At 62.7% G+C, this 26,461-nt stretch carries 25 protein-coding genes and 1 tRNA gene; 8 read left to right on the top strand and 18 right to left on the bottom strand.

Features of this window, described 5'->3' with window-relative positions:
- Positions 1-132 precede the first annotated feature (132 nt).
- Together EN824_RS15175 and EN824_RS15170 are read left to right on the top strand one after the other, a co-directional pair.
- The gene (locus EN824_RS15175; protein ID WP_127279334.1) at positions 133-762 is read left to right on the top strand and encodes a histidine phosphotransferase family protein; all 630 of its coding nucleotides are present in this window, start codon (positions 133-135) and stop codon (positions 760-762) included.
- Positions 763-1,009: 247 nt separating this feature from the next.
- Entirely contained in the window at positions 1,010-1,378 is a 369-nt protein-coding gene (locus EN824_RS15170) for a response regulator (protein ID WP_127279335.1), read from the top strand.
- A gap of 127 nt (positions 1,379-1,505) precedes the next feature.
- On the opposite strand, the gene ctrA is transcribed toward EN824_RS15170, so the two are convergent.
- Positions 1,506-2,201: a cell cycle two-component system response regulator CtrA gene (gene ctrA, locus EN824_RS15165; protein WP_006203583.1), complete on the bottom strand. Its 696-nt coding sequence runs from the start codon at positions 2,199-2,201 to the stop codon at positions 1,506-1,508.
- Positions 2,202-2,652: 451 nt separating this feature from the next.
- On the opposite strand from ctrA, the gene EN824_RS15160 reads away from it, so the two are divergent.
- The gene (locus EN824_RS15160; protein WP_027146385.1) at positions 2,653-3,030 is read left to right on the top strand and encodes a flagellar export protein FliJ; all 378 of its coding nucleotides are present in this window, start codon (positions 2,653-2,655) and stop codon (positions 3,028-3,030) included.
- A 109-nt stretch (positions 3,031-3,139) separates the two neighbouring features.
- On the opposite strand, the gene EN824_RS15155 is transcribed toward EN824_RS15160, so the two are convergent.
- A complete protein-coding gene (locus EN824_RS15155; RefSeq protein WP_127279336.1) occupies positions 3,140-3,538 on the bottom strand; it encodes a helix-turn-helix domain-containing protein in 399 nt (132 codons plus the stop codon).
- 87 nt (positions 3,539-3,625) lie between these two features.
- Here EN824_RS15155 and EN824_RS15150 point away from each other — a divergent pair, with 87 nt between their 5' ends.
- On the top strand, positions 3,626-4,552 hold the full coding sequence (locus EN824_RS15150) for an NADP-dependent oxidoreductase (RefSeq protein WP_135865474.1): 927 nt from the start codon (positions 3,626-3,628) through the stop codon (positions 4,550-4,552).
- Positions 4,553-4,622: 70 nt separating this feature from the next.
- Here EN824_RS15150 and EN824_RS15145 read toward each other — a convergent pair whose 3' ends face one another.
- Positions 4,623-4,898: a DUF1153 domain-containing protein gene (locus EN824_RS15145; RefSeq protein WP_006203587.1), complete on the bottom strand. Its 276-nt coding sequence runs from the start codon at positions 4,896-4,898 to the stop codon at positions 4,623-4,625.
- A 289-nt stretch (positions 4,899-5,187) separates the two neighbouring features.
- Between EN824_RS15145 and mnmA the strand changes: the two genes are divergently transcribed.
- Positions 5,188-6,378 carry a tRNA 2-thiouridine(34) synthase MnmA gene (mnmA, locus tag EN824_RS15140; RefSeq protein ID WP_135865476.1) on the top strand — a complete coding sequence of 397 codons (1,191 nt, stop codon included), beginning with the start codon at positions 5,188-5,190 and terminating at the stop codon, positions 6,376-6,378.
- 93 nt (positions 6,379-6,471) lie between these two features.
- Here mnmA and EN824_RS15135 read toward each other — a convergent pair whose 3' ends face one another.
- On the bottom strand, positions 6,472-7,431 hold the full coding sequence (locus EN824_RS15135) for a Gfo/Idh/MocA family oxidoreductase (RefSeq protein WP_127275674.1): 960 nt from the start codon (positions 7,429-7,431) through the stop codon (positions 6,472-6,474).
- Between the two features lie 239 nt (positions 7,432-7,670).
- On the opposite strand from EN824_RS15135, the gene EN824_RS15130 reads away from it, so the two are divergent.
- A tRNA-Met gene (locus EN824_RS15130) sits at positions 7,671-7,747 on the top strand.
- A 187-nt stretch (positions 7,748-7,934) separates the two neighbouring features.
- On the opposite strand, the gene EN824_RS15125 is transcribed toward EN824_RS15130, so the two are convergent.
- The gene (locus EN824_RS15125; RefSeq protein ID WP_127275675.1) at positions 7,935-9,980 is read right to left on the bottom strand and encodes a flotillin family protein; all 2,046 of its coding nucleotides are present in this window, start codon (positions 9,978-9,980) and stop codon (positions 7,935-7,937) included.
- A 652-nt stretch (positions 9,981-10,632) separates the two neighbouring features.
- On the opposite strand from EN824_RS15125, the gene EN824_RS15115 reads away from it, so the two are divergent.
- Entirely contained in the window at positions 10,633-11,943 is a 1,311-nt protein-coding gene (locus tag EN824_RS15115) for a divalent metal cation transporter (RefSeq protein WP_127275676.1), read from the top strand.
- Positions 11,944-12,146: 203 nt separating this feature from the next.
- Here the strand turns inward: EN824_RS15115 and EN824_RS15110 are convergent, their stop codons facing one another.
- The 7 genes from EN824_RS15110 to EN824_RS15080 form a co-directional block, all read right to left on the bottom strand.
- Entirely contained in the window at positions 12,147-12,893 is a 747-nt protein-coding gene (locus tag EN824_RS15110) for an SDR family NAD(P)-dependent oxidoreductase (RefSeq protein ID WP_127275677.1), read from the bottom strand.
- 37 nt (positions 12,894-12,930) lie between these two features.
- Positions 12,931-14,109: an alanine--glyoxylate aminotransferase family protein gene (locus tag EN824_RS15105; RefSeq protein ID WP_135865486.1), complete on the bottom strand. Its 1,179-nt coding sequence runs from the start codon at positions 14,107-14,109 to the stop codon at positions 12,931-12,933.
- Positions 14,110-14,135: 26 nt separating this feature from the next.
- Positions 14,136-14,942 (bottom strand): 4-pyridoxolactonase, encoded by an 807-nt coding sequence (locus EN824_RS15100; protein WP_135932447.1) that lies wholly within the window; start codon positions 14,940-14,942, stop codon positions 14,136-14,138.
- Positions 14,943-14,990: 48 nt separating this feature from the next.
- The gene (locus EN824_RS15095) at positions 14,991-15,926 is read right to left on the bottom strand and encodes an ABC transporter permease (RefSeq protein ID WP_135932446.1); all 936 of its coding nucleotides are present in this window, start codon (positions 15,924-15,926) and stop codon (positions 14,991-14,993) included.
- A 1-nt stretch (position 15,927) separates the two neighbouring features.
- Positions 15,928-17,025 carry an ABC transporter permease gene (locus tag EN824_RS15090; RefSeq protein ID WP_135932445.1) on the bottom strand — a complete coding sequence of 366 codons (1,098 nt, stop codon included), beginning with the start codon at positions 17,023-17,025 and terminating at the stop codon, positions 15,928-15,930.
- A complete protein-coding gene (locus EN824_RS15085; RefSeq protein ID WP_135932444.1) occupies positions 17,022-18,590 on the bottom strand; it encodes an ABC transporter ATP-binding protein in 1,569 nt (522 codons plus the stop codon). The genes EN824_RS15090 and EN824_RS15085 overlap by 4 nt, the downstream gene beginning before the upstream one ends.
- A 77-nt stretch (positions 18,591-18,667) precedes the next feature.
- Complete coding sequence (locus EN824_RS15080) at positions 18,668-19,696, bottom strand: BMP family protein (protein WP_127869825.1); 1,029 nt, start codon at positions 19,694-19,696, stop codon at positions 18,668-18,670.
- 100 nt (positions 19,697-19,796) lie between these two features.
- Between EN824_RS15080 and EN824_RS15075 the strand changes: the two genes are divergently transcribed.
- Entirely contained in the window at positions 19,797-20,222 is a 426-nt protein-coding gene (locus EN824_RS15075; protein WP_135865494.1) for a hypothetical protein, read from the top strand.
- A 36-nt stretch (positions 20,223-20,258) separates the two neighbouring features.
- Here the strand turns inward: EN824_RS15075 and EN824_RS15070 are convergent, their stop codons facing one another.
- The 6 genes from EN824_RS15070 to EN824_RS15045 form a co-directional block, all read right to left on the bottom strand.
- The gene (locus EN824_RS15070; protein ID WP_135932443.1) at positions 20,259-21,269 is read right to left on the bottom strand and encodes an ABC transporter substrate-binding protein; all 1,011 of its coding nucleotides are present in this window, start codon (positions 21,267-21,269) and stop codon (positions 20,259-20,261) included.
- A gap of 38 nt (positions 21,270-21,307) precedes the next feature.
- Complete coding sequence (locus tag EN824_RS15065; protein ID WP_135932442.1) at positions 21,308-22,123, bottom strand: ABC transporter permease; 816 nt, start codon at positions 22,121-22,123, stop codon at positions 21,308-21,310.
- Positions 22,120-22,950: an ABC transporter ATP-binding protein gene (locus tag EN824_RS15060; RefSeq protein WP_135865500.1), complete on the bottom strand. Its 831-nt coding sequence runs from the start codon at positions 22,948-22,950 to the stop codon at positions 22,120-22,122. The genes EN824_RS15065 and EN824_RS15060 overlap by 4 nt, the downstream gene beginning before the upstream one ends.
- 61 nt (positions 22,951-23,011) lie before the next feature.
- The gene (gene fhmpcd1, locus EN824_RS15055) at positions 23,012-23,941 is read right to left on the bottom strand and encodes a 5-formyl-3-hydroxy-2-methylpyridine 4-carboxylate 5-dehydrogenase (protein ID WP_135932441.1); all 930 of its coding nucleotides are present in this window, start codon (positions 23,939-23,941) and stop codon (positions 23,012-23,014) included.
- Positions 23,941-25,578, bottom strand: coding sequence for a choline dehydrogenase (locus tag EN824_RS15050; RefSeq protein ID WP_135932440.1), 1,638 nt, complete (start codon positions 25,576-25,578; stop codon positions 23,941-23,943). The genes fhmpcd1 and EN824_RS15050 overlap by 1 nt, the downstream gene beginning before the upstream one ends.
- 101 nt (positions 25,579-25,679) lie before the next feature.
- A complete protein-coding gene (locus tag EN824_RS15045; RefSeq protein ID WP_245520986.1) occupies positions 25,680-26,435 on the bottom strand; it encodes a class II aldolase/adducin family protein in 756 nt (251 codons plus the stop codon).
- Positions 26,436-26,461: the final 26 nt, after the last annotated feature.

Genomic DNA, 26,461 nt, shown 5'->3' with positions numbered 1-26,461 from the left:
AATCTTGGATTTGTTGCTGTACGAACGAGTGCTGTGTATTCAGAGAGCCTCGGGTTGGAACGTGATTCGTGTGGGTAGCGCGATAGCAGGTCGCCCGGTCACGACTAGTGGAATTTGCAGGGATTTTCACCGATGGCCGATCTGTTCACCCTCACCGCCCCCGATCTGGCGGCGCTCTTGTGCAGCCGCGTCTGCCACGACATCATCTCGCCGGTCGGCGCGATCAACAACGGGCTTGAACTGCTCGACGAAGGTGGTGCCGACGAAGACGCCATGCGGCTGATCCGCCAGAGCGCAAAGAACGCCTCCGCCCGTTTGCAGTTCGCCCGGATCGCCTTCGGCGCCGCCGGCTCGGCCGGCATGATGATTGACACCGGAGATGCCGAGGCCGTCGCCATCGCCTTCCTCAAGAACGAAAAGCCGGAATTGGTCTGGAACGGCATCCGCGCGCTGCTGCCCAAGAACAAGGTCAAGCTGCTGCTCAACCTGCTCCTGGTTGCCAATGCCGCCATTCCGCGCGGCGGCAAGCTGGTGGTGACGCTCGAAAATCTCGAAACCGAGCCGCGTTTTTCGCTTTCGGCAAGCGGGCCGATGCTGCGTGTGCCGCCGAAATTCCTCGAACTGCATTCCGGTCACAAGCCTGAGGAGCCGATCGACGCGCATTCGGTGCAGCCCTATTACACGCTGCTGCTGGCCCGCGAGGCCAACATGACGATTTCGATCCATGCGACGGCTGAAGAAATCGTCCTTTCGGCGGCCTGAAATCGACGCTGGCAGCGCGATCGAACAAAGTATTTCAATCTGAAATATTTCATTGACGCCCCAATCGGGGTGCGATGAACTTTGCCTGCGCGGCAACGCCGAAGCATCCGCAAGGAAAAGCGCGTCGAACGGTATCTTTGCAAAAATTTTACCTAACGGCTTTTCGGCTTCTTTACCAGATCGGTCTAGGCTACGCCGCAGATGCCCCGCACGACCGGATTGCCAAAGGGCAAAGAGGACCCGGAGAATGAAACGCTGCATGTTCGTCGACGATTCAAGCGTCATCAGGAAGGTCGCAAAACGCATCCTGGGCGGTTCCGACATGATGGTCATCGAGGCAGCCAGCGGGCTTGACGCACTGGAGATGTGCGCGGCCGACATGCCCGACATCATCGTCGTCGACGGCGCCCTGCCGGACATGCAGGCGATCGACCTCATCCGGCGCGTGCGCGCCTTGGAAAGCCCGATCAAGCCGCAGATCCTGATCTCGCTGGTCGAACTCGATATTGCGTCGATCATGCGCGCCAAGCGCGCCGGCGCCCAGGGCTATCTGTTGAAGCCCTTCAATCGCCCGCAACTGCTCGAGCGCTTTCGCGCCTTGAAGATCGCTGCCTGAACGCTGTTCCAGGAGAACCGCGGCGGCCTGCCGTCTGTCCGGCAGTGCGCAAAAACAAATGATTGTCGGCCTACAATGCAAAAACCCGGCCATGGCCGGGTTTTTAGAAAAGCTCTGCCGGCTGCGCTCAGGCGCTGACGCGGATGTCTTCCGGTTCGCGCAGCACATAGCCGCGACCCCAGACGGTCTCGATGTAGTTCTGGCCACCGGAAGCGGCGTCGAGCTTCTTGCGCAGCTTGCAGATGAAGACGTCGATGATCTTCAGTTCCGGCTCGTCCATGCCGCCATAGAGGTGGTTGAGGAACATTTCCTTGGTGAGCGTGGTGCCCTTGCGCAGCGAGAGCAGCTCCAGCATCTGGTATTCCTTGCCGGTCAGGTGCACGCGCTGGCCACCGACCTCGACGGTCTTGGCGTCAAGGTTGACCACCAGATCGCCCGTGGTGATGACCGACTGGGCGTGCCCCTTGGAGCGGCGCACGATGGCATGAATGCGCGCCACCAGCTCGTCCTTGTGGAACGGCTTGGTCATGTAGTCGTCCGCGCCGAAGCCGAGGCCGCGTACCTTGTCCTCGATGCCAGCCATGCCGGAGAGGATGAGGATGGGCGTCTTTACCTTGGAGAGGCGAAGCGTTCTCAAGACCTCGTAGCCGGACATGTCGGGCAGGTTGAGGTCGAGAAGGATGATGTCGTAGTCGTAGAGCTTGCCCAGATCGACACCCTCTTCGCCGAGGTCCGTCGTATAGACATTGAAACTTTCCGATTTCAGCATCAGCTCGATGCTTTGTGCGGTTGCACTGTCATCTTCTATCAGCAGAACACGCATTTCATTCCCCTTTTCTGCCGCCGGACCATTTCACGACCCGTCCTGCCCCGGAGCAGTGGTTGCCTTGTAGAGAGGCTGCCATCGAATGGTTAACAAAACCTAATTTCCCGTTCATTACGGTATCAGATTTTTTAACCCCTTTCTACACCCTCTTGAATCTAATAACGAATCACAGACCAAAATTCCTAATGCGACACATTAATAACCTGGACCAAGTGACTCCAGGGACTCATCGACGCGGCTTCGCTTCGGCGGCCGGAATTTTTACCCGGCCTTAAGCCCTGACCCGTATGATTAACAATGCCCGTAAACGAATGGTTACCGCCGGCAAAAAACTTTAGGGTTTTGTTTCCCATAGTGCGGGGAAAGCCGGTGGATACGGGCAGTGCTTGGGCCTTTCCAAGTGGTTTGGACGATATGTGCGGGTGTGCGTTTCCGGGAGTACCGAATCATGAAGTCACGTGAAAACCTCGTCCGGCTGAAGCAGTTTCAGGTGAATGAGAAGCGGCGGCAGATGCTGCAGCTCGACATGATGATCGCCGAGTTCGAGCGCATGGCCGTCGAACTGGAGCTTCAGATCACCGCCGAGGAAAAGAAAGCCGGCATCACCGATATCAACCATTTCGCCTATCCGACCTTCGCCAAGGCGGCGCGTCTGCGCCGCGACAATCTCAGGAACTCGCAAGGCGACCTCGCCCAGCAGCGAAGCGCCGCCGAATCATTACTCGGCGAAGCTGAAGCGGAGCTTTCCAAGGCTGAGATGCTGGAATCGCGCGATACCAAGATTCGCGAGGCCGAAACCGGCGGCCGCAGCGCCATGATCGGCTGAACCGGCCGACATCGGCGCTATTCGGCACGCGCACAAGCGCGCCCGCTGTCGGGACGGCAACCTGAACCAGCGCCGGCTGGCGCCGCGAAGTGCTGCTGGCGCACAAGACCTAGGCCGCCCAGTCCGCCTCATTTCCGTTGGTCGCCCTTGCCCGGGCATCCTTGATATCGGGCGCATGCTGCTCTGCCCACGATCTGATCTGGGTAAGCAGTTCCGCCAGGTTCTGGCCGAGCTCCGTCAGTTCATATTCCACGTGTGGCGGAATGACCGGATAGACCTCTCGCCGCACCAGGCCGTCACGTTCCAGCACACGCAAGGTCTGGGTCAGCATCTTGGGCGTGATGCCTTCGAGCTTGCGGGCAAGCGCACCATTGCGCAGCCGGCCTTTGCGCAGCGCGCAGACAACCAGATAGACCCATTTGCTGGCCAGCATTTCCAAAACGGTGTGCGACGGACATGTCCGCCGGAACGCGTCATAGCCTAAGGGGGAGTCGCAATCACTATCCATGAGGTACCTATGTATCAATAAGGTGCATACTAGACAATAGCTCCTTACTCTCCAAATGATAGTGGCATCGATCAGCAGGAGAGATTCATGCGTGCCGTTACCCAGAATGCCGTCGGCGGACCCGACGTTCTTGTCATCGCCGAATTGCCCGATCCCACGCCGAAGGCCGGCGAGGTGCTGGTCCGCGTCAAGGCGGCCGGCATCAATCCCGTCGATGGCGCGGTGCGCGCCGGCTACTATCCGCTGCTCGGCGAGCCGCCTTTCATCCTTGGCTGGGATATTTCGGGGACGGTCGAGGCCCTGGGCGCCGGCGTCACCAGCTTCAAGGTCGGCGACGACGTGTTCGGCATGCCGCGCTTTCCCAAGCAGGCCGCGGCCTACGCCGAACTGGCGGTGGTGCCGGCCGATGAGATCGCGCCGAAGCCGAAGAGGGCGGACCACACCTGGGCCGGCGCATTGCCGCTGGCCGGTCTCACCGCCTGGCAAGGCCTTGTCCGCCATGGCGCACTGCAATCAGGCCAACGCGTGCTGGTGCACGCCGGAGCTGGCGGCGTTGGCCATCTGGCCGTGCAGATCGCCAAGGCGCGTGGTGCTTACGTCGTTGCCACGACCAGCCCGGGCAAGCTCGACTTCGTGCGCAAGCTGGGCGCCGATGAGGTGATCGACTACACCAAGGGTGATTTCACCAGCCAGATCAGCGACATCGACCTGGTGCTGGAGCCGCTGGGCGGCGACCATGCCGATCGCTCCCTGAAGGTGCTGAAGCCCGGCGGCGTGCTGGTGTCATTGCTCAATGTCAACGACGCCACGCGCGCCGACGCCAGTTCGCGCGATATCAGGGTCGAGCGCATGTCGGTGGTGCCCGACCGCGAGGGCCTGCTCGAGCTCGCTGGGTTGATCGACGCGCAAAAGCTTGCCGTCCACGTGGCCAGGACTTTTCCCCTCGACCAGGCGGGAGCCGCCCACGCCTTTCTCGCCACCAGGCCGATCGGCAAGGTGGCACTGACGATCTGAGCGGCGACACCGTCGCTCCGAAAGAAAAAGGGCGCGGCTTGCCGCGCCCTTTGATCGTGGTGAGGCCGGCCTAGTGCCGGTATTGCTGGATACGCGTGGTGCGCAGCCCGGCAAGGCCGTATTCGTCGATCGACGCTTGCCAGGACAGGAATTCCTCCGTGGTCAGCTTGTAGCGCTGGCATGCCTCTTCAAGGCTCAAAAGTCCGCCGCGCACCGCTGCAACCACTTCCGCCTTGCGCCGGATGACCCAGCGACGCGTGTTCGTCGGCGGCAGATCGGCAATCGTAAGCGGGCTGCCGTCAGGCCCGATAACATATTTGACTCTAGGTCTAACCAGATCGGTCATCGTACTCTCTACAAAAAACTCAAAGACCCAATCCCCGCCACGTTACCGCCACAGCTTTAAAAATTGCCTAAGCAGACCCTAATGACTAGGTAAGGATCGTGAACGCCGCGTTAGTCTTTTAGCGGGCATTTGAAATATGCGGCTGGAAGCCCTGTTTTGGCCGGGAGAAATGTATCCATTCGCAGCGTTCGCGACGCGCCGCCGGTCGCCCTGCAAGCTGGCGCAGCAGGAAAGCTTGACCTATATTCTCGACATTGGCATTCAGACGCCGCGTTAGAATGAAAGCACCATGAACAGCCTCGACCTTCCCGGACGCCCAGAAAACACCCGCATCGTCGTCGCCATGTCGGGCGGCGTCGATTCATCCGTGGTCGCCGGCCTGCTGAAGCGCGAGGGCTACGATGTCGTCGGCGTCACCTTGCAGCTCTATGATCATGGTGCGGCAACGCATCGGGCCGGATCATGCTGCGCCGGCCAGGACATCGACGATGCCCGCCGCGTCTCCGAGACGCTGGGCATTCCCCACTATGTGCTCGATTATGAGGAGCGGTTCCGCAAGGCGGTCATCGACCCCTTCGCCGAGAGCTATGTCGCCGGCGAAACGCCCATTCCTTGCGTTTCCTGCAACCAGACGGTCAAGTTCGCCGATCTGCTGGCCACGGCCAAGGATCTCGGCGCCGATGCGCTCGCCACCGGCCACTACATCCGCTCCGGCGCCAATGGTGGCCACCGCGCCCTCTACCGGCCGGTCGACGCCGACCGCGACCAGAGCTATTTCCTGTTCGCCACCACGCAGGCGCAGATCGACTATCTGCGCTTTCCGCTTGGCGGCCTGTCAAAGCCGCAGGTTCGCGGCATCGCCGAGGAGATGGGGCTGACGGTCGCCGCCAAGCAGGACAGTCAGGACATCTGCTTCGTGCCGCAGGGCAAATATTCCGACATCATCGCCAAGCTGAAGCCGGCCGCCGCCAATCCGGGCGACATCGTCCATATCGACGGCCGCGTGCTTGGCCGCCACGAGGGCATATTGCGCTACACGATCGGCCAGCGCCGTGGCATCGGCATCGCATCGGGCGAGCCGCTCTATGTCGTCCATCTCGATGCCGAGCGCGCCCGCGTCGTCGTCGGCCCGCGCGAGGCGCTGGAGACGCACAAGATCTATCTGCGCAACATGAACTGGCTGGGAGACGGCGCCCTCGCCGATGTTCCCGCCGGCGGCATCGAGTTGTTCGCCAAGGTGCGCTCGACCAGGCCGCCACGGCCGGCGGTGCTGCGCCACGAGGCAGGCGTGACCTCGGTCGAACTGGCCGATGGTGAATCGGGCATCGCGCCCGGACAGGCCTGCGTGCTCTATTCCGACGACGGCAACGAGGCCCGCGTCTTCGGCGGCGGCTTCATCGAGCGTTCCGAGCGCGGCGCCGAGGCCGAGGCGATGCTGAACCGGCTCGCCGCCAAGCCGGCGCGGGTGCCCGCCGAATAACACCCTCTCAAAGACCGTTTCGAAATCCACTTTAGGCAGCCATCAGATGGCCGCCCCAGTAGAATTTCCAAACAGTAGAATTTCCGAACAGTCTCAGGATTTGGTGTGAGTGACGGTGCCAGCGGTCAGGATGCGCAGCACCCTGATCGCTTCCTCGCCGCTGGTGCGCGGTTCGGCGCGCGTCTCGATGCACTGGATGAAATGCTCCAGCTCGCGGGTCAGCGGCATGCCCTGGGCAACCGCGACATAGGACGGCTCGTTGGTGGTGAACGCCCACTGGCCGCTGTCCTGCCACACCGCGTGGCGGTAGACCGCAAGCTTACGCTCCCATGGCTCGACATCGTCGAACACAGCCATCGCCTTGGTGCCGACCACGGTCAGCCGGCGCTCGCGATAGGGGTTGAGCCGCGACGTGAAGAGATGGCTGCGCAGCCCGTTGGGAAAGCGCATATGCAGGTGCGCGAAATCGCTGAGATTGTCGAGGAGGGCCGCCCCCTCGCCGCGCACCTCGATCGGCTCGGTGCCGGTGATGGCCAGGATCATCGACAGATCGTGCGGCGCCAGGTCCCATAGCGCATCGTTCTCGGTATGGAACTTGCCGAGCCCCAGCCGGTGCGAATGGATGTAACGGACCTCGCCGAGCTCGCCCTTGTCGATCAGCCCTTTCAGCGTCTCGAAGGCGGGATGGAAGCGCAGGACATGGCCGACCATGAACACACGCTTATTGTCCCTGGCCGCCTGCACCGAGCGCTCGGCATCGGCCACCGTCAGCGCGATCGGCTTTTCCACCAGCACGTCCTTGCCGTTCTCGACGGCGCGCACGGCGAGGTCGGCATGGAACTGCGGCGGCAAGGCCATGATGATGGCGTCGATGTCATCGCGGACGAACAGCTGGTCCGGCTCGATCGCCAGGCAGTCCTGTTCGCTGGCAAAACCTTCGGCGCGGGCACGATTGGTGTCGGAAACCGCGTGCAACGCGCCGAGCGCCTTGAGGGTGCGGATGTGGTTTGAGCCCCAGTATCCGCAACCGAGGACTGCAATGCGCGGCTTCATCTGTTTCAAACTCTAAAAACTCGTGGCCGAGACATAGCGACGTGCCCCGTCGAACTCAACCCCGGCGGCCGCATCCAGGTGTTCGCGCGGCAAAGCTTTTCGCCATCGAGAATATGCGGCCCTATCGAATGCATCGAAGCTTGACAGGCTCGCCCTCCCAACCTTATATCCGCCCGACCTTGGCGAACGCCTCGAAATGCCTTGCGATTTAAGGCGGATTTCGGGCCTTTCGCCGCCCTGGCGGGGTAGCTCAGTTGGTTAGAGCACGGGAATCATAATCCTGGGGTCGGGGGTTCAAGTCCCTCTCCCGCTACCACTTCAAACCCACTATCGCACGCAATGTTTGTATTGCGGCGGCCGATTGATGCGGCCCGCTTTTCGGCATGCGGGTTCGCTGGGTGGAGAGCCACGGTCGAGGGCGGCCCAAGATTGCAGGCGCCGCCCCCATCCCGGCATGTTTCGGCAGAGCGCAAAATGGGCCGGTCCAACCGGCCCATCCTCGATCACTCCTCCTCAACGGGTGCCGGGACCTCATCCGGTAGGATTTGCGGTCCAACCCGGTCGGCAACGAGCATCGAAAGCATCATCTCGACAAGGCCGTTGGCGGCCCCCTTCTCGCCACCGGTAGCGCCGATCTGGATCTGCGGCACGAGCGGTAGCCTGCCATTTTCGATCGCCTCGGCGAAGCGCATGAGAACCTGCGAGTTGAGCTGATAGTCCGGGCCGCCGAAGGCCGCGACCTTCTTCTCGGTGGCTTCGGCCTCCGCCAGGCCGACGGCGCGAACCCTCTCGGCATCCGCAAAACCGGTCGCCTTGATGCGTTCGGCATCGGCAAGCGCGATAGCCTTGATCATGTCGGCCTCGCCCTGGCCGCCGAGGCGCACCTTCTCGGCCTCTGCCTTGGCAGTGACCTGAATGGTTTCCGCCTGCTGGCGGGTGCGGGCGAGTTGCGCCTTGCCCTCGTTCTCGCTGATCTCGATGGTAAGTGCCGAAGTCGTGATCTTGGCTTGCTGTTCGGCGAGCGCCTCCTTCTCACGCAACGTGCGTTCCTGGATGGCCGCCTTCTCCTGCAATTTATAAGTCTCGACCTTTTCGACCGCAATCTGGCGCTCGCGCAGCTGAATCAGGATTTGCTCTATGCTGTTCTGGCCATTGCCGGCACGTGGCGTACCAATCAACACTTCCTGCAGCTCGAGGCTGTAGGAATTGAATTTCTCCCGCATCTCCTCGCCCGATTTACGCTGGATATCGCTACGCTCCTGCAAAAGCTGGATCAGCGTCTTGGTCTGGGCGATATTCTTGAAATAAGCAGAAACCATCGGATCGAGCGTTTGTTCGACCAGTCGCTTGATGTCACCGAAACGCTGCACCACGAGTGGCGCCTTCATATAGTCGATATGCACGACGACGGACAGCGGCAGCACAGGCTCGAACGCATCCTTGGTGATCAACGACACCTCGGACAGGTTCTCGTCCAGCCTGTGTTCGCCAAACTGCTCCTTCGTCCATTTGAGCACGAAGTTGGTGGTCGGCACGGTGATGATATTGCCGGCATAGGTATTGAACGCATACTTACCTGGCAGCAGCGGCGTCGACCAGACACCGCGTGCGCCGATTTCGACCAGCTCGCCGTGACGGTATGCCTGCCCGGAAATATCCGTGCCGTGGCGGCCGTTATAGGAGACGACGACACCCACCGTGCCGACGTCAATGATCGTCTTCTCGACCAGTTCGACAGTCGCGAAAATGCGATTGAGGAAGTAGCTGCCGTCGGCCAGCACCTGCAACTGGCGGCCACGGTAACCACCGGCATCGAGAAACTTCTCCGGGTCCTGGAAATTGTTGTGGAAGTTCGGGTCGTTCGGATCGTTGGCGACGGTCGGTGCGATGATCTCGCCGTCCGGCAAGGCCGGACCGTCATGGATGGTGACGATACCGATCATGTCCTCGGCATTGTGGATGACGACTGGCTCAAAGCCGCCCCGCTCCGCGATCATGCTGGACATATTGGCAAAAAGGTTTTGTTCCGACGAGCTCAGATTAACGGAATGGATTGACTGGGCGGTGAGCACGATGAACTGTGCGAGATTGATGGCATAGGTGCCTTCACGCAAGATCTTGCGTTGCGGTCCCTTCTGTCCACCTTTTTCGAGAAAGCCGCGCACATCCTGGAAATCATCGGCATCGGTGTTGGAAGCAAGTGTCTGCGTCGGAGGCAGCGGCTTGCCATCACGGGCAAAGACGTAGCCGATCTGACCCTGCGGGATGGTGACAAGATTGGCGCGATGCATCGAATATTGGAACGGCATGAAGAAATGCAGGCCGCCGCGCACGACTTCCGGCTGATAGCCTGCCTCACGGTTGAGCGCGATGAAGCCATTGCTGACCGAGCCGCGAAAACTCCATAGTTTTTCCAAGATGCCGAGCCTGTCGTTCGGGATGTAGCGGACCACGCCGCTCCACCAGAACAGGATCGCCAGCACGATGACGAGCACGGCCACCTCGATAGCCACCCATTCCATCGGGCCGAGATATTGTAGGGCTTCCATCTTTTCTCTCCTATGGGGCGCGCGAGTTCGTTCACCCGACGGTCACCCGGTTGGTGTTGATCTATGACGCGGGGAGACTGCGCGCCGACACGCTCGACGCGCTAAGGGCGTGTCGAACGTTTGGGCTGCTCATTGTATGGGAAAATGACCGCGCATCCCGAGTCCCCAGTGAGGGCAGGCGTGGCCGTGAGCGATGTTACATCGGTGTTGCCTTGATAGACATAACAGAGAATGACGAAGGGATCGCGCCTACAGGTTTAAAGATATTCCGCGCGAAAATCGTATAAATCGCTGAAACAGCATCTCGCTTACACTACTACGGACTAACTCTAGATGAATATCGCTAGAAGTGGGGTTTGAAGCCGGATTACGCGATGGTTGCGCCGAACTGCGCGGCTCAAATGTCCACGCTCGCGAAGGGCGGCGGTACTCGAACGCAAACCGCGGTTGCCCCCCCGCCAAAAAAGCTTCTCCCAAGCGGCCGTTGGTATCTTGTCGCTTGGAGTGTGCCTCCTTTGCTGGCGACATGATATTTCTCGCGCGCTGAGGGGCTACTGCCGGGCGTTTCAGCAATGGCTAAAGGAACCGAACGGCGATCGCCGAATTTTGCTTCAAGCGGATCTCGAAGGATCCGCGTTTCTGGAGCACCTGCATGAGCAACACGAGCGTCGAAGTCTCTGGGAAACAGAGCAACATTCGGGCAAAAGGGCCAGTCCAGCGATTCCTGCGCACAATCGGACCTGGCTTCATCACAGGCGCTTCGGACGACGACCCTTCGGGCATCGGCACGTACAGCCAAGCGGGCGCCCAGCTGGGGTTCAATGTCGGTTGGACCATGGTATTCACTTTTCCGCTCATGGTCGCGATCCAGGAGATAGCCGCGCGGATAGGGCGGACGACAGGTCGAGGTATTTCCGGCAATCTCTCCCGATACTACCCGCCTGCCCTGATGTATTTTGTAGCCTTGCTTTTGTTCGCCGCCAACGTGATCAACATCGGGGCGGACCTGAGCGCGATGGCTGATGCGCTGCGACTGCTGGTGGGCGGCCCAAGCTCGCTTTACGTCCTTGCGTTCGGCGTGGCATGCGTTCTGGCGATCGTCTTTCTCGACTACAGCCGATACGTCACGGTCCTGAAATGGACAACGCTGAGCCTCTTTGCCTATGTGGTGGCTGCGTTTCTGGCTGATATCCCATGGGGCGAGGCCCTCAAGGGGGTCGTTCTTCCGCACATGGAATGGAACCGAGCGTTTTTCACGACACTTCTGGCCATACTCGGCACCACGATTTCTCCCTACCTGTTCTTCTGGCAGGCGTCGCAAGAGGTCGAAGAGGAGAAGATCGACCCGAAGGCCAAGCCGCTGAGATGGGCACCGTGGCAGGCGTCGGGCGCCTTCCAGCGCATTCGCGCCGACACCTTGGTGGGCATGGCTTTTTCGAACCTGATAGCCATTGCAATCATCGTCACGACCGCCGCCACCTTGCACAAGGCCGGAGTGACCGACATCAATTCCTCCACCGATGCGGCCAAGGCGCTGGAGCCGGTCGCAGGCAAATTCGCATTTGCGATCTTTGCAATGGGGATTATCGGCACCGGCCTTCTCGCGGTTCCGGTTCTGGCGGGCTCGGCCGCCTTCGCCGTGGGTGAGGCGCGCCGTTGGCCAGTGGGACTGGAGCGCAAGCCGAAGGAAGCGATGGCATTTTATGCAACCTTGGCCGCTGCTGTGGCGCTGGGCATGGGGATCATGTTCACGCCGATCGATCCCATAAAGGCGCTTTACTGGAGCGCTGTCATCAACGGCATATGCGCCGTCCCTGTAATGGTCGTCATGATGCTTATGACCGGGCGTTCCGACATCATGGGCGAATTCCCCGTTGAGGGTTGGCTTCGCTTTCTCGGATGGCTTGCGACAGTCACAATGGGACTGTCCGTGGTCGGCCTCGCGCTGCAGTGGGTCTTTTGAATGCCGCGACCCCGATCGGGTTGGGGAAGCCTACCGCAACACCGTCATCAGGGCGTGTGTGAGGCCGTTCGGCCGATCTAGCCCCACTTGGCCTGCGAACAAGGACGGAAAGCCCGGCTTTCGTCGAGTCGATCCACATAGCCTCAGGCGGGTCCCTGTCGCCCGCAACCTGCCGGCCGTGGCCGTCGATGTGTCGATGGCCTCTAATGCCGGATCATGCCCGCATCGACGTTGAGCGTCTGGCCGGTGATCCAGCGCGCGTCATCGGATGCGAGAAATGCCACGACATCGGCGATGTGTTCGGGCTGGCCCTTGCCCTTCATCGCCTGCAGCATCTCGACGAAGCCGAACGCCTCGTTATGCGGGCTGGCCCTGACGCCATCGCTCTCGATCAGACCGGGCGTCACCGCATTTGCGGTGATGTTGTACTTGCCAAGCTCGGTAGCGAGCGCCCGGGTGAAACCGATGACGCCGCCCTTGGCCGCGACATAGGCCGCCATGTTGGGTGTGCCAGCGAAGAAGGTATTGGAGGCGATGCTGATCACGCGTCCGGCCTTGCCCGCCGCCCGCATCTGGTCGGTCGCCGCCCGGGTGACGATGAACGTCCCTGTCAGGTTGACGTCGATGATCTTGCGCCAATGGTCGAGGTCGACATCGTCCCAGGCGACGAACGGCACGATGCTGGCATTGTTGACCAGGATGTCGACGCCGCCGGTCAGCGCGTGGATCTCGCCGAACAGCGCCTTGACCGAGGCCGGATCGGCAATGTCGGCGGCGACAGCCTTCGCCTTGCCGCCGATCGCGGTGGCCGCGGCCTTCGCACCCTCGGCATTGATGTCGCTGACGATGACGGTCGCGCCGTCGGCCGCCAGCCGCGCCGCTATCGCCTTGCCGATGCCCTGTGCGGCGCCCGTCACCAGCGCCGTCTTTCCCGCAAGCCGTTCAGTCATGAAATTTCTCCTCAATGCGCAATCTGGTGATGTCTGTTCAGGCGTCGGCGTCGATCACGGCCAGCGCCGCGTCGATGCCCTTGCCGACCGCAAGCTTCCGGCCTTCCGCATTCATGGCGCCGCCAAGCGCCGTCAGTGCCGCGACGGCGTAGATCGGCTGCGCCGTCGGGCCCATATGGCCAATGCGCGTCAGCTTGCCCAATGTCTCGCCGCGGCCCGACGAAAACACCACGCCGTAGCGGGCGCGCGCTGCCTGGCGAAGTGCTTTCTCGTCGACACCATCCGGCGTGCGGACAGCGGTCGTCGTCGGCGAGGCGATCGTGTCGCTGGCGGCCCAGATCGACAGGCCCATCGCGGTGGCGCCCGCACGCATGGCCTTGGCGGTCAGGGCATGGCGCGCCCACACCGCTTCCGGCCCCTCGTTGAGATAGAGGTCGAGCGCGACATCGAGCCCGTTGATTTCCGAGACCGATGGCGTGAACGGAAACGGCTTTTCCCTCGACCAGGCATTTTCCCAATCGACGATGCTCAGCATCGATGCGCGCGGCGCCAGCGGATTGGCCTTCATCTTGGCCCAGGCCCGCTCGCTGACGCCCATCATGGTCAGGCCGGGAGGTGCGCCGAGGCACTTGTTCGGCCCGGTGACGTAGATGTCGGCCTTGCAGTCCTCCGGATGCGTCTTCATGCCCCCGAACGACGAGACGGCATCGACGATCAGGTAGCCGCCATGCGCCGATACCAGCGCGCCGATAGCATCGATCGGATTGATCGTGCCCGACGGGGTGTCGTGATGGCAGACGGAGACGACCGTGATTTCCGGATGCGCCTTCAGCATGTCGGCAACCGCCTGCGGGTCGATCGCCTCATTGTAGGGCACCTCGATCTCGAGCAGATGCGGCGAATAGCGTTTCGCCCAGTAGCCGAACCCCTTGCCGTAGACACCCGAGGCAAGGTTGAGCACCACGTCGTCGGGCGTGATCAGCGACGCTGCCGCCGCTTCCAGGCCCAGCACCGGCTCGCCATGCAGGATGACAGGCTTGTTGGAAAGCCGCATCGCCTTCTGCGCCTTGTCGACGACCTTCTCGTAGAAGAGCTGGAAGGCCGGGTCGTAATCGTAAAGCACGGTGCGGCCGAGGCCCCGCAGCACCTCGGCATAAGCGTTCACCGGTCCAGCGGTCAGGGTGATGACCGGATCGGCGTGTTCGAGATAGCGCATGGTCTTGGTCTCCGGATTGGCGGCGGTCAGCCGTAGAACTGCGTGCCGGTTTTGTAGGTCTTGAAGTTGTCCATGTCGTGCGAGTACATCAGCTCGGCGCCGTGATCCTCGGCGAGCTTCTTCACCTTGCGCATCGAATTGACGCCCGCGACCGGGTCGATATGGAAGGCTGCCTGGCAAAGCGTTTCAAGGCTCTTCTGCGTATAGGCGGCGTCGATCGTGAACATGATCGGCTTGCGCTTGGGAAACTCGACCAGGAGGCTATAATGACCGATCGAGTGCCCGGGGGTCGAGATCAGCTTGACGCTCTTGGCGAGGTCGACGTCACCGTCAATGCCCTCGAAGGTCGAGTTGGCGCGCGTCGTGCCCTCCAGCAACTGGGCGGTCGCGCCACGCGCTTCGGCCGCCTCGGCCGAGAAGCTCAAGTCGGAATAGCCGAGATGTTCGAAGGGCTGCGGATTGCAGGCCTGCGGGACCTCCGTGCGATGGCAGATCTTCTTGGCGTGCGGAAAATACTTGTTGCCGCCGCAATGGTCGAAATGGAAATGCGAGTTGACGACGACGTCGATGTCCTTCGGCTCCAGCCCGAGCAGCGCCAGCGCGCCGGGAATGGTCTGGTGCTTTTCCTGGATCGGCTTCTCGAAAGGCAGCACCTTCATGACGTGGTCATAGTCGTAGCCGGTGTCGATGAGGAAGCGGCCCTCGGCATGCTCGATCAGGATCGAGTAGACGGGGAAGCGCACTTCGCCGCCCGGGCCGCGATTCCAGAAGACATGATAGCCGTCGAGGACGAGCGAGCCGCCGTCGAGCAGGTAGACCTTGGTATCCGACATTGTTGCCTCCGTTTCCGGCGCGGGTCCCATCCGCGCATCTGGTTTCTGTCAGCGCGCGCCGCGCTCGTATGGAATGCCGAGCGCCGCCGGCAGGCTGGCCCGCCGCCCGAACAGCACCAGCATGATCATCACCGCCAGGAAAGGCAGCATCTGGATGACGTCGGTCGGGATGTTGATGCCCGCCACCTGCATGGCCGTGGTCAGCGACAGGCAGACGCCGAACAAAAGCGCCCCGAAGAGCACCCAGATCGGACGTCCGCGCGCCAGCATGGCCAGCACGATGCCGAGAAAGCCGGCGCCATTGGTGATGAACGGAATGAACAGGCCCGCCCCGACATTGGCGAGATAGGCGCCGCCGAGCCCGGCCAGCGCGCCGGTCGTCAGCACGGCGATGGTTCGGGTCCTGATGACGTCGATGCCGGCAACGTCGAGCGCGGCCGGCTTGTCGCCGGCGGCCTGCAGATTGAGGCCGAGCTGCGTGCGCCGGTAGAGGTAGCCCATGCCGAACACAAGGGCGACCGCCAGATAGACGATCAGATGATGCTTGAAGAAGGCCGGGCCGATGATCGGAGTGTCCGACAGCAGCGGAATGACGGTTGCGTCCGCCGCCGGCAGGCGGGGATAACTGCGCGAGAACTGGAAATGGTGAAGCAGCGCCGTCAGACCTTCGAGACCAAGCGTCAGCGCGATGCCGATGACGATCTGGTTCAGCCCGATGCGCACGCAAAGCAGCGCCATGGTCAGCGCCACCGCAATGCCGCCGGCCGCACCCGTGAGGAAGCCCAGCCACAGCGATCCCGAATAGAAGGCGCCGACGAAGCCGAGATAGGCGCCGGCCAGCATCATGCCTTCGATGCCGATGTTGAGCACGCCGGCCTTTTCCGACATCTGTTCGCCGAGGCCGGCAAGCAACAACGGGATGGCCGCCGTGACGGCGCCAAACAGCAACGCGCTGAGAAAGACTTCGCTGAACAGCCCGGTCATGTCAGGCCTTTCTCGACTGGTGATAGCGGTGGTCGACATACTCGGCGAGAGCGAGCACGATCAGCACGATGGAGACCAGCACCAGCGTGAAATGATTGGGCACGCCAAGTCGCCGCGCCGCGCTCTCGCCGCCGATCGACAGCACCGAAAGCAGGAACACGAAGCCTATCGCGGCAAAGCCGTTCATGCGGGCGAGAAACACGGCCGGAATGACCGCCAGCCCATAGGCGGGGTTCCAGTCGGCGCGGACATTGCCCTGCACGCCGATGATGTCGACAGCGCCGGCAAGACCCGCGAGTCCGGCCGAAATGGCAAAGACCGCGATGGTCAGCCCGGGCACGCCCAGCCCCGCATGAACCGCGGCGCGCGGATTGGCGCCGACGATCCGCAATTTCAGCCCGAATGCCGTGCGCGTCATCACCAGATGCACGATGATGATTGCCGCCAGGCCGAGCAGCAGGCCACTGGTGATCGTGGTTTCAAACAGGCGCGGCAGCCGGTCTTCCACCGGCAGCGTGCGGGTCTGTGGCACGGTCGTGCCTGGATCGCGAAACACCAGCTTGACCAGCACATTGGCGAGCGACGTGCCGAGGAACGTCATCATCAGCGTGGTGATGATCTCGTTGACGCCCTGATAGGCGCGCAGCAGCGCCGGCACCAGCGACCAGATCATGGCCACCAGCATGGCGATCAGGAACGAACAGAAGAGCGCCAGCCAGGCGGGCAATATCTGCACCAGCACCGGAGCGCTTGCGGCCGCGGTGACCGCGCCGAGCAGGAACTGGCCGTCGCCGCCCAGATTCCACATGCCGGCGCGAAAGGCCACGATCAGGCCGGCGGCGAGAAACAGCAGCGGCGCCATGCGCGTCAGCGTCTGCTGGATGCCCAGCGGCGAGAACAGGCCCTTCTCCAGCACATAGCCATAATAGGCGAGCGGGTCGACGCCCACGGCAAGCAGGATGCAGCCGGCGATGACGAGAGCGGCAAGGATCGGCCCAATCGTCATCAGCAGCCGATGCAGAATGTCACGGCGCGTGGCCGCCCCGCTCGTGGCATCGAGCGCGGTGGCGCTGGCGGCGGGTGCGGTTTCGATGCTCATGCGGCAAGTCCGATCATCAGGCGGCCGACCCTGGTGCGGGCGTCGTCGGCATTGGCGACGGTGCCGACCAGCGCGCCATTGGCGATCACCGCGATACGGTCGCACATGCTGAGCAGTTCCTCGAGGTCGGTGGAGATCAGGAGCACGGCGAGGCCGCGTGCCGCCGTGTCGCGGATGCGCTGGCGCGAGGCCAGCGTGTTGGCGAGATCGAGCCCGTAGGTCGGCTTGTTGAAGATCACCACCTTCGCGCCTTCGGCCAGCTCGCGCGCCAGCAGCACCTTCTGGATGTTGCCCCCCGAAAGCCGCGCCACCGGCGTCTTCAGGCTTGGCGTGCGCACATCGTATTCGCGCACGAGCTCGGCGGCGCGCCTGTCGATCTCGGCGCGCTGCTCGACGCCGCCGCGCCAGAAGGGCGCCGCGCCGACCTGCTTGAGGAAGAAATTGATGGAGACCGGGAACGTGCCGACGGTGCCCTCGCCCAGCCGGTCGTCGGTCAGGTAGCGAAGGCCGCGCTGGCGGCGTTCGCCGACACTCAGGCCCTCGATGGCGGTGCCCTCCAGCCGGACCGAACCACCGGTCGCCACGCGTTGGCCGGCCAAGGCCTCCGCCAGTTGCTTCTGGCCGTTGCCGTCGATGCCGGCGATGCCGAGTATCTCGCCCGGACGGATGTCGAAGGAGATCGACGACAGGCCGGGCGCGTTGTCGGTCGGCGCGACCGTGAGATCCGCGACCTGAAGCAGCGGCGCGGCTTGCGCATCGACCGCGCGGGCCGGACGTTCGACCGCTTCGGGATCGTCCTTCTGCTTGCCAAACATCAACTCCACGATCTCGGAAATGATCTCCTGTTCGCCGAGCGCGCGAAACCGCTCGGGCGGAATCTCGCCGACCTTGCGGCCGAGCTTCAGCACCGAGATGCGGTCGCCGAAGGCCGCCGCCTCCTTGAGCTTGTGTGTGATGAAGACGATCGCCAATCCTTGCTCGACGAGGCGGCGCATCAGTGCGCCAAGTTCCTCGATGCCCTTCGGTGTCAGCATCGAGGTGGATTCGTCGAGGATCAGCAGGCGGCTGTTGCGCACCATGGCGCGCAGGATCTCGACCTGCTGCTGCTCGCCGAGCGAGAGTTCCGAAACCCTGGCATGCAATTTCACCGTAATGCCGAGGCTGCGGGTGATCTCGGCCACGCGGGCCTCGAGCTCCTCGGTCCTGGGACGCTGCCACCACGGCCCGCCAAGAAGCAGGTTCTCGGCGACCGTCAGGGTGGGTACCAGCATCATGTGCTGGAACACCGTTCCGATGCCGAGCGCCAGCGCATGGCGCGGCGATGTGATCGGCGTCGGTTTGCCGTCGACAAGGATGCGCCCCTCGTCCGGCTGCTGCAGGCCCGACAGCATGCCGATTAAGGTGGATTTTCCCGCGCCGTTCTCGCCGAGCAGCACATGCACCTCGCCAGGGCGGATCGACAGGTCGATGCCGTCATTGGCGACAATGCCGGGAAAGCGTTTGGTCACGCCTTCAAGCGCGACGATGTCGCTGATATCGACGGGCGATGAAGAAAGACTGCTCATGAAAGCCCAGCACCAGAAAACGGGAATGGTCCGGAGGAGCGAACCGATCGCCCCTCCGGCAGCCGACTTTGATCGCCTTACTGGGCGACGCTTGTCATCAGCGCCCTGACGGCGGCCGCGTCATAGACCGGCTCGACCTTGATCTTGCCGGAAATGACGTCCTCGCGCAGCGCCTGGATTTCGCCCCAGACCTTGTCCGGGATGGCGGCGGTCTTCAGCAACTGCACGGAATCGTCCTTGAGGCCGATCGAATAGTGCTTGGTACCGAACGTGTCGGCCTTCAGGTCGGCGATCATCGCCGCGTAGACCGGTTCGATGTTCCACACCACCGACGACAGCAGGAAGCCCTTGTCGATCGGCGACTTGTCGCCGATGACGTCGATGAAATAGACCTTGCCGCCATCGGCGGCCTTGGTCGTCTCGACCGCCTGCAGCATGCCGAAGCTGGAGCCGTTGCCCTGGCCGAAGATGATGTCGGCGCCCGAGGCGATAACGCTTTCGGTGACGCGCTTGCCGCCTGCGGCGTCACTGTAGGCGGCCGGCCCGATCACCGCATAGGTGATCTTGACGTCCGGGTTCTCCGCCTTCACGCCCTGCGCGAACGCCGCCGACTGCGAGTTCCACGATGGCGGTTCGCCGGAGACGACGATGCCGACCGACTTCGAGCGCGACATCTTGGCGGCGAGACGGCCGGCCAGATAAGCGCCCTGGTGACCGCTCAGCGTGTAGTCGGCGACGAGGCCCTTCTCCAGGCCGTTCGGCGTGTCGACGATCGCCACCGGAACCTTCAGTTCCTTGGCGATCTCGGGCGCCGAGGTGTTGTAGCCGCTGGCATGCGCGATCAGCAGGCTGGCGCCGTCGGACGCGAGCTCGCGCAGCGTCGGACGGACATCTCCATAGCCGAGGCCTTGGGCCACGACCACCTCGACGCCGGCGGCCTTGCCGGCTGCCTTGGCGGCGTCGATGCCCTGCTGGTTCCAGCCATAATCCGTGCCCTCTTCGGGCGTCAGGATGGCGATCGACTTGACTTCGCCGGCAAGCGCGCCGCCCATCAAGACACCGCACAATATAAATGCACTTACACTGCTCTTAAGGATCTTAAACATATTACCCTCTCTGTTTGATTTTCCAATCAATATTCTTGTTGTTATTGCGCCGAAGCGAGATAGACTGCCTGAGAAAACTACCCCATGGAGCTCAGGCAAAGTGAAAATCCGTTATGCCCTTCCCGTGATTTTGGCGTTCACATCGCTCGCCAACGCGGTTGAGTTGCACCATGTGATTGTCCGCAAGGGCACCGACGGGCTCGACATGGTGCCGTTGACGATTTCGAATGCGGGCACGGAAGGCGTGTCCTGCAACGCCGACTTTGCCCACTGGTATTCGGAAGGGATCGCCACGATCGAGCCGGGCAAGAGCGCTCGCATCGAACTCTGGTTCGACCCCAAGACCGGCACCTTCACCATTCTCAACGACAAGCGCGAGAACCTGCCGGTCGAGCGGCTGTGGTGCGGCCTGTCTGGCCGCGCATACGCCACCCGCGCGCAGATCACGCTCGACCGGACCGACGCCGCCAAGGGCGCGCGCGCGGTGTCCTGCAGCATGCTGCAGGACGGCCTGGCGTGCCGGTAGGCGCTCATTGATGCGTCCGCCCGGGGACATCGTGTCCTATTCCTTCGACAGGAACTTGTCGGTGAAGACGTCGTCGGCCGACAGGGCCGTCTTGAGCACGCCCTGGTCGGTGAGCGTCTTCAGGGTTTCCTCCCACTGCGTCTTCGTCATCCAGCCGAGGCCATGGTCCTTGGTGTCGGGGCTGTTGAAGGTCGAGGCGATGTCGGCGTTGATTTGCGCCAGCAACACATCCTTCTTGTCCGCATAGCCCGGAGCAGCCTTTGCCGTGATCTCGGCAGCTTCTTCCGGATGGGCGACGACATAGTCGAAGGCTTCCCTGTAAGCCTTGACGAAGCGGGCGGCGACGTCGGGCTTGTCCTTGATCATCGCCTCCGAGGTGAACAGGCCGGAGCCATAAGCCTTCCAGCCATGGTCGGCGCCCATCATGATGCTGAGCGAACCCGGACCGCCTGCCTTGGCCTCCAGTTCGGGCACCTCGGCGTCGACATAGCCGACCACGGTCTGGACCCGGCCCAGAAGCAGATAGCTCTCATAGGGCGGCGAGACGCTGTTCAGCGTCATGTCCTTCTCGGTCAGGCCATTGGCCGCCAGGAAGCCCTTGAAGAATATGTAGGTCGAGCCGGCTGGATGGATGCCGATGGTCAGGCCCTTGAGATCGGCCGGCTTGGTGAGCTTCACCGTCTTGGCGAGCGACATGATCGCCAGCGGCGAGTGCTGGTTGACCGCAGCCACCGCCACCACCGGAACGTTCTGCGAGCGCGCGACGGCAAGCGTGGGAAGATCGCCGAAACCGAAATCCGCGTTCCCGTTGCCCACCAGCCGCATGGCATCCGGCGAACCCGAACCCTTGCGGATTTCGGCGACGTCGATGTCGTTCTTGGCGAAGAAGCCTTTTTCCTTGCCGACGAAGAACATGGCGTGGTTGCCACGAACGACCCAGTCGAGCTGGACAGTGACCTTGTCCGCCGCCAGCGCCGCGTTCGAGAAGCCAAGCGCCCCGGCAAATGCCGCAAGCGTGGCTACCTTGATAAGTGAGCGTCTCAGCATTTTTGTTCCCTTTTATTGTCGGTGGTTGATCGAGAGGCCTAGGCCTGGCTGAATTTGGGTGCCCAGGGCACCACGATGCGTTCGAGGATTTCGGCCGCGTAGTAGAAGGCGATGCCGAGCACGGAGACGAGCAGCAGCGCCGCGAAGACCAGCGCGGTGTCGAGCTGGGTCGAGGCGAACTGGATGACGTAGCCCAACCCGTCCGAGGCGCCGGCGAATTCGCCGACGATGGCGCCGATCACGCTCAGCGTGGCCGCGATCTTGGTTCCCGCCATCAGGCTCGGCAGCGAATGCGGGACGCGGATCCTGAACAGGATCTGCGTCGGGCTGGCGCCGACCGAATTCATCAGCGACAGCAGCGAGCGATCGACCGATTGCATGCCGGCCAGCATCGACAATGTCACCGGGAAGAAGGCGATGACCAGGATCAGCCCGATCTTGGGCGCCAGCCCATAGCCGAACCAGAGAATGAAGATCGGCGCCAGCGCCACCTTGGGCACGTTCTGGAACAGCACCACCAGCGGATAGAGCGCTCGCCCCAGCCAGTCGAAGCGCACGATGACCAGCGCAATGGCGACGCCGACCACGACGGAGACAAGGAACCCGAACAGGATCTCGCCCGCGGTCACCAGGGTCGCCTGCATCAGCGTTGCCCATTGCGCGACCAGCGACTGCGCGATCTCGGACGGGGCGGGAACGATGTAGGCGGAGATGGCGAAGATCCGCACCACGGCTTCCCATACGACGATCGTCGCCAGCAGAAGTATGACCGCCGGGAGCCAGCTGCCCGTAGCCGCACTCCAGCTGGAAGCAGGCCGCGTCTCGGAGAGGTTGGTGATGGGTTGATCGCTCATGACGCGCCTCCCGGTTGATGGCTGGCGCGCAGCATCGTGCGCAGTTGAACCACCAGCCTGACGAACTCCGGATCTTCCGTCACCGACAGATCGCGTGGATAGGGCAGGCCAATGTCGAGGCTCTCGGTGATCCGGCCGGGCTTGATCCCCAGCACGTGCACATGGCGCGACAAATGAATGGCCTCGTCGATCGAATGCGTGACGAGAACGATGGTCTTGCCCGTGCGTTGCCAGATCTCCAGCAGCGACTGGCCCATCGAATCGCGGGTAATGGCGTCGAGCGCGCCGAACGGCTCGTCCATCAGCAGCACCGCCGGATCGAGCGCCAGGGCCCGCGCGATGGCGACGCGCTGGCGCATGCCACCCGACAATTCGTTTGGACGCTTGTGGGCGGAATCGCCCAAGCCAACCAGCTCAAGCATCTCCTGTCCGCGTGCCCGCAGCTCCGCGCGCGACAGCGACTTGTCGGCGATGCCGAGCAGCATGGATGCGTTGTCGACGGCATTCTTCCACGGCAGCAGGTTGGCGTCCTGGAAGACGAGGCCGATCATGCGCTTGCGCGCCGCCTCGACTGGCGAAAGCCCGGCGATCGAAACGCTGCCGCTTGTCGGATTTACCAGCCCGGCCAGAACCTTGAGCAAGGTGCTCTTGCCGCAACCGGAAGGACCGATGAGAGAAACAAACGATCCCTTCGGCACCGAAAGATCGATGTTCTGCAGAACCAGTTGCCTGGCCATGACCACCGAAACGCCCTTGGCGGAGATCAGGTCGTCGTGGCGGATATGGGCCGGCCGGCCGCCGGCTGCCCGAATGGTTTCAACGCGCATGGTTTGGTCCTCCATGCGGCGCCCCAATCCGACCGGCCTTGTGAGCATGATGTGTCATTGGCTACTCCCGGCCCTCCAGGATGCGCCGCACCGCGACGAGTTTGCGCGCCCGCTCACCTTGCAGCGCCTTTATCTGCTCGGGCGTATAGGAGAACATGCCCTCCCCCGACTTGATGCCGAGCTTCGACGCATTCGTCTTTTCCAGCACCATCGGCGCGACGTCGTCGCGATTGGAGAGATCGGCGTTGAGGAAGGACGAGACGGACTTGTAGATATCGAGGCCCGCCATATCGAGCAGCGCCATCGGCCCGATCACGGCGATCTTGTAACCGATGCCCCAGGACACGCAGGTGTCGAGATCTTCCGGCTCGATGACACCGCGCTCGACGAGATCGACCGCCTCGCGCAGCAGCGCATAGAGCACGCGGTTCTCGACGAAGCCCGGAACGTCCTTCTTCACCACCACCGGCAAGAGGCCGATCGAGCGGATCAGGTCGCGGATAACAGTCACGATCCGCGGCGCGGTCTTCTCGCCTGCGATCACCTCGATCATCGGAATGATGTGCGGCGGGTTCGACCAGTGCATGCCCACCATCCGCTCCGGATGCGAGATATGCGCCTGCAGCTTGGTGATCGGGATGCCCGACGTGTCGGACGCGACGATCGTGTCCGACGCGATCAGGCTGTCGATCGTGCGATAGACATCGGCCTTGATCGAGATATTTTCAGGAACGTTCTCGATGACGAGGTCGGCGCCCGATACCGCGTCCGCGATATCATCCGTGAAGCGGACCGTTCCGGCGCCGGCCGGAGGCACCGCGATACCCAGGGAATCCAGAACGGTCTCGGCGACGCCCAGCATGGCCCCCGCGCGCTCGATCGCCGCCGGGGCAACATCGTAGGCGACGACCTGCAGGCCGCCCCTGGCAAGCCGGGCGGCCATGCCTGGCCCCATCGTACCCAGACCGATGATGGCGATACGTTGGATCATCACGCTGCCCTGCTTTCCGTTGCTGCTTTTGATGCCGCGATGAGGTCGGCGGCTTTCTCGGCAATCATGATCACCGCCGCATTGATGTTTCCGCAGACCAGGTCGGGCATGACGGACGCGTCCACCACCCTAAGGCCGTCGACGCCGCGAAGGCGCAATTGCGGGTCGACGACCGAGGCCGTATCGGCCCCCATGCGGCATGTCCCGGCCGGATGATGCACGGTGATGGAGGTCTTGCGGATATGCTCGTCGATCTCCTCGTCGCTCTGGCATTTGGGACCGGGAAAGAACTCCGCCTCGATGAAGGGCTGCATGGAGGGCTGCGCCGCGAGATCCCTCGCCACCCGGAAACCGGCCCGAAGGGACTCCCAGTCTTTCGGCGAAGCGAGGAAATTCTGATGGATCAGCGGTGCCGCGAGAGGATCGGCCGAGGCCAGTTTCACCGCCCCCCGGCTTTCAGGCTGCGTCGCCACGATGCGCGTGGCGAAACCGTCCGGAAATGGCGCCTTGAACGGCTTGAGGTACGGCCATGCGGCGAGCGGAGCCGCCGTGAACAGCAATTGCACATCCGGCAACGGCCGTTCCGGACCGCTTTTCAGGAAGGCGACAACGCCGCCGGGCACGTCGCCCGAGAAACCCCGACCCGTGAAGTAGGTCTTGGCGAAATCGAGCCCGATCCGATCGGCACGCATGTTGCGAAGGAAAGGACCGCCCGGAGCCCGGCGTCGGTACATGAGGATGACCGAGACGTGATCCTGCAGGTTCTTGCCGACCGCCGGCAGATCGACCCGCGTCTGGATACCGTGCGCCGCGAGTTCCTCGGGCGCCCCGATACCGGACAGCATCAGGAGTTGCGGCGTGTTGATGACGCCGCCCGAGAGCAGCACTTCCTTGCGGGCGACGACCGTCCGTTCGCCGCCACCATGGTTTATCACCACCCCGGTGGCGCGCGTGCCCTCCAAGGTGATCTTCGTCGCCGTCGCTCCGGTCAGGACGGTCAGATTGGGCCGCTTCAGGGCCGGCCGCAGATAGGCGGACGCGGTCGAGCTGCGCCGGCCTTTCGAAATCGTCATCTGCAGGCGGCCGAACCCTTCCTGCCGCTCGCCATTATAGTCGTCCGTCTGCGGATAACCGGCCTCCACGCTGGCCTGAGCAAAGGCGTCGATCAGCGGGTCCTTGTAGCGGCAGAACTGCGTGCTGACCGGACCATTGCCACCACGAAAACGGTTGCCGCCCCCTTCCCAGCTTTCCTGCTTCTGGAAATACGGCAGCACCTTATCGTACGACCAGTCACCGAGCCCGCTGGCCGCCCAACGGTCGTAGTCGCCGCGATTGCCCCGCACATAGGCCATGGCGTTGGTCGACGACGACCCGCCGATCACCTTGCCGCGCGCGCACTCGACCCTGCGGCCGCCGACATTGTCTTCCGGCTCGCAGAAATACATCCAGTCATGGCGGCGCTCGGTCAGGATCTTACCCCAGCCAAGCGGTATGTGGATCATGGGGTCGCGATCCCAGCCGCCGGCCTCCAGCAACAGCACCGAACATCCGGGGTCGGCGCTCAGCCGGTTGGCGAGCACGCAACCGGCCGATCCGGCCCCAACGATAACGTAGTCGTAACTTTCCGCGTGCGGCATGGTTTTGTTGCTTTCGCCTGACGCTCGGGCGCCAGAGAATTATCGAGATCGAGACCGGAGAGCTTGGCTCGGACCAAGCTCTTCCAGGCCATGTTCAAGGATCAGGCAAGGCCCACTTGCCTGAGACGCTGCGACCAGTGATTCCATCCTCGATCGATCTGGGCACCGACGAGTTTTCCTGCGGTCTTTATCTCGCCCGGCGACAGATATTTGACATTGCCGATCCGCAGGCCGGCCGTGAGCGCTGCCGCTTCCTGTTCGAGATAGAAGGCGCGGAAGACGACCTCCCGCACTGAGTTGCCGACATTGACGACGCCATGCCGCGCCATGAGGACCACGGTCTGGTTGCCGAGACTTTCGGCGATATCCGCGCAGACCCCGGGGCTGCCGCCGAAGAGATCCGTCTCGTCGCCATTCTTGTCGCGAATCTCGTAGACCGGGACTGACTCGCCGATGAATGCTCCCATGTGGGTGACCGGCCGAAGCGGCGTATCGACGAAGCAGTACGGCAGGACAGCCGGAGAATGGGTGTGGAGCACACACTGAACGTCGGGCCGCGCCTTATAGATCTCGCTGTGGATGTAGCGCTCAAGATAGGAGGGTCTGTTATCCGACGTCTCGCCGTCGAGATTGAAACGCTGGATGTCGTCGACGGTAATCAGGCTCGGAGCAAGCTTCTGGGCCAGGAAGAAGCTTTCGGGATCCTCCGGGTCACGGGCGCTGATGTGCCCGAACGTATCCATGATGCCTTCGTTCAGAAGGATCTTCGTCGCTGTGACCAGCTCTTCGAAGACCTTCTGGTGCACGGGGCTGCTGTCTCTCATTTCCAATTCTCCCATTGCGGTGACAGCGACCATTCTTGTTGTTGTTATCGGTCGCCGGC

This window comes from Mesorhizobium sp. M8A.F.Ca.ET.181.01.1.1, from assembly GCF_004792025.1.
Taxonomy (GTDB): Bacteria; Pseudomonadota; Alphaproteobacteria; order Rhizobiales; family Rhizobiaceae; genus Mesorhizobium.
Note: the sequence above shows the minus strand (reverse complement) of the source record. Positions and strands in the feature narration are given on the sequence as shown.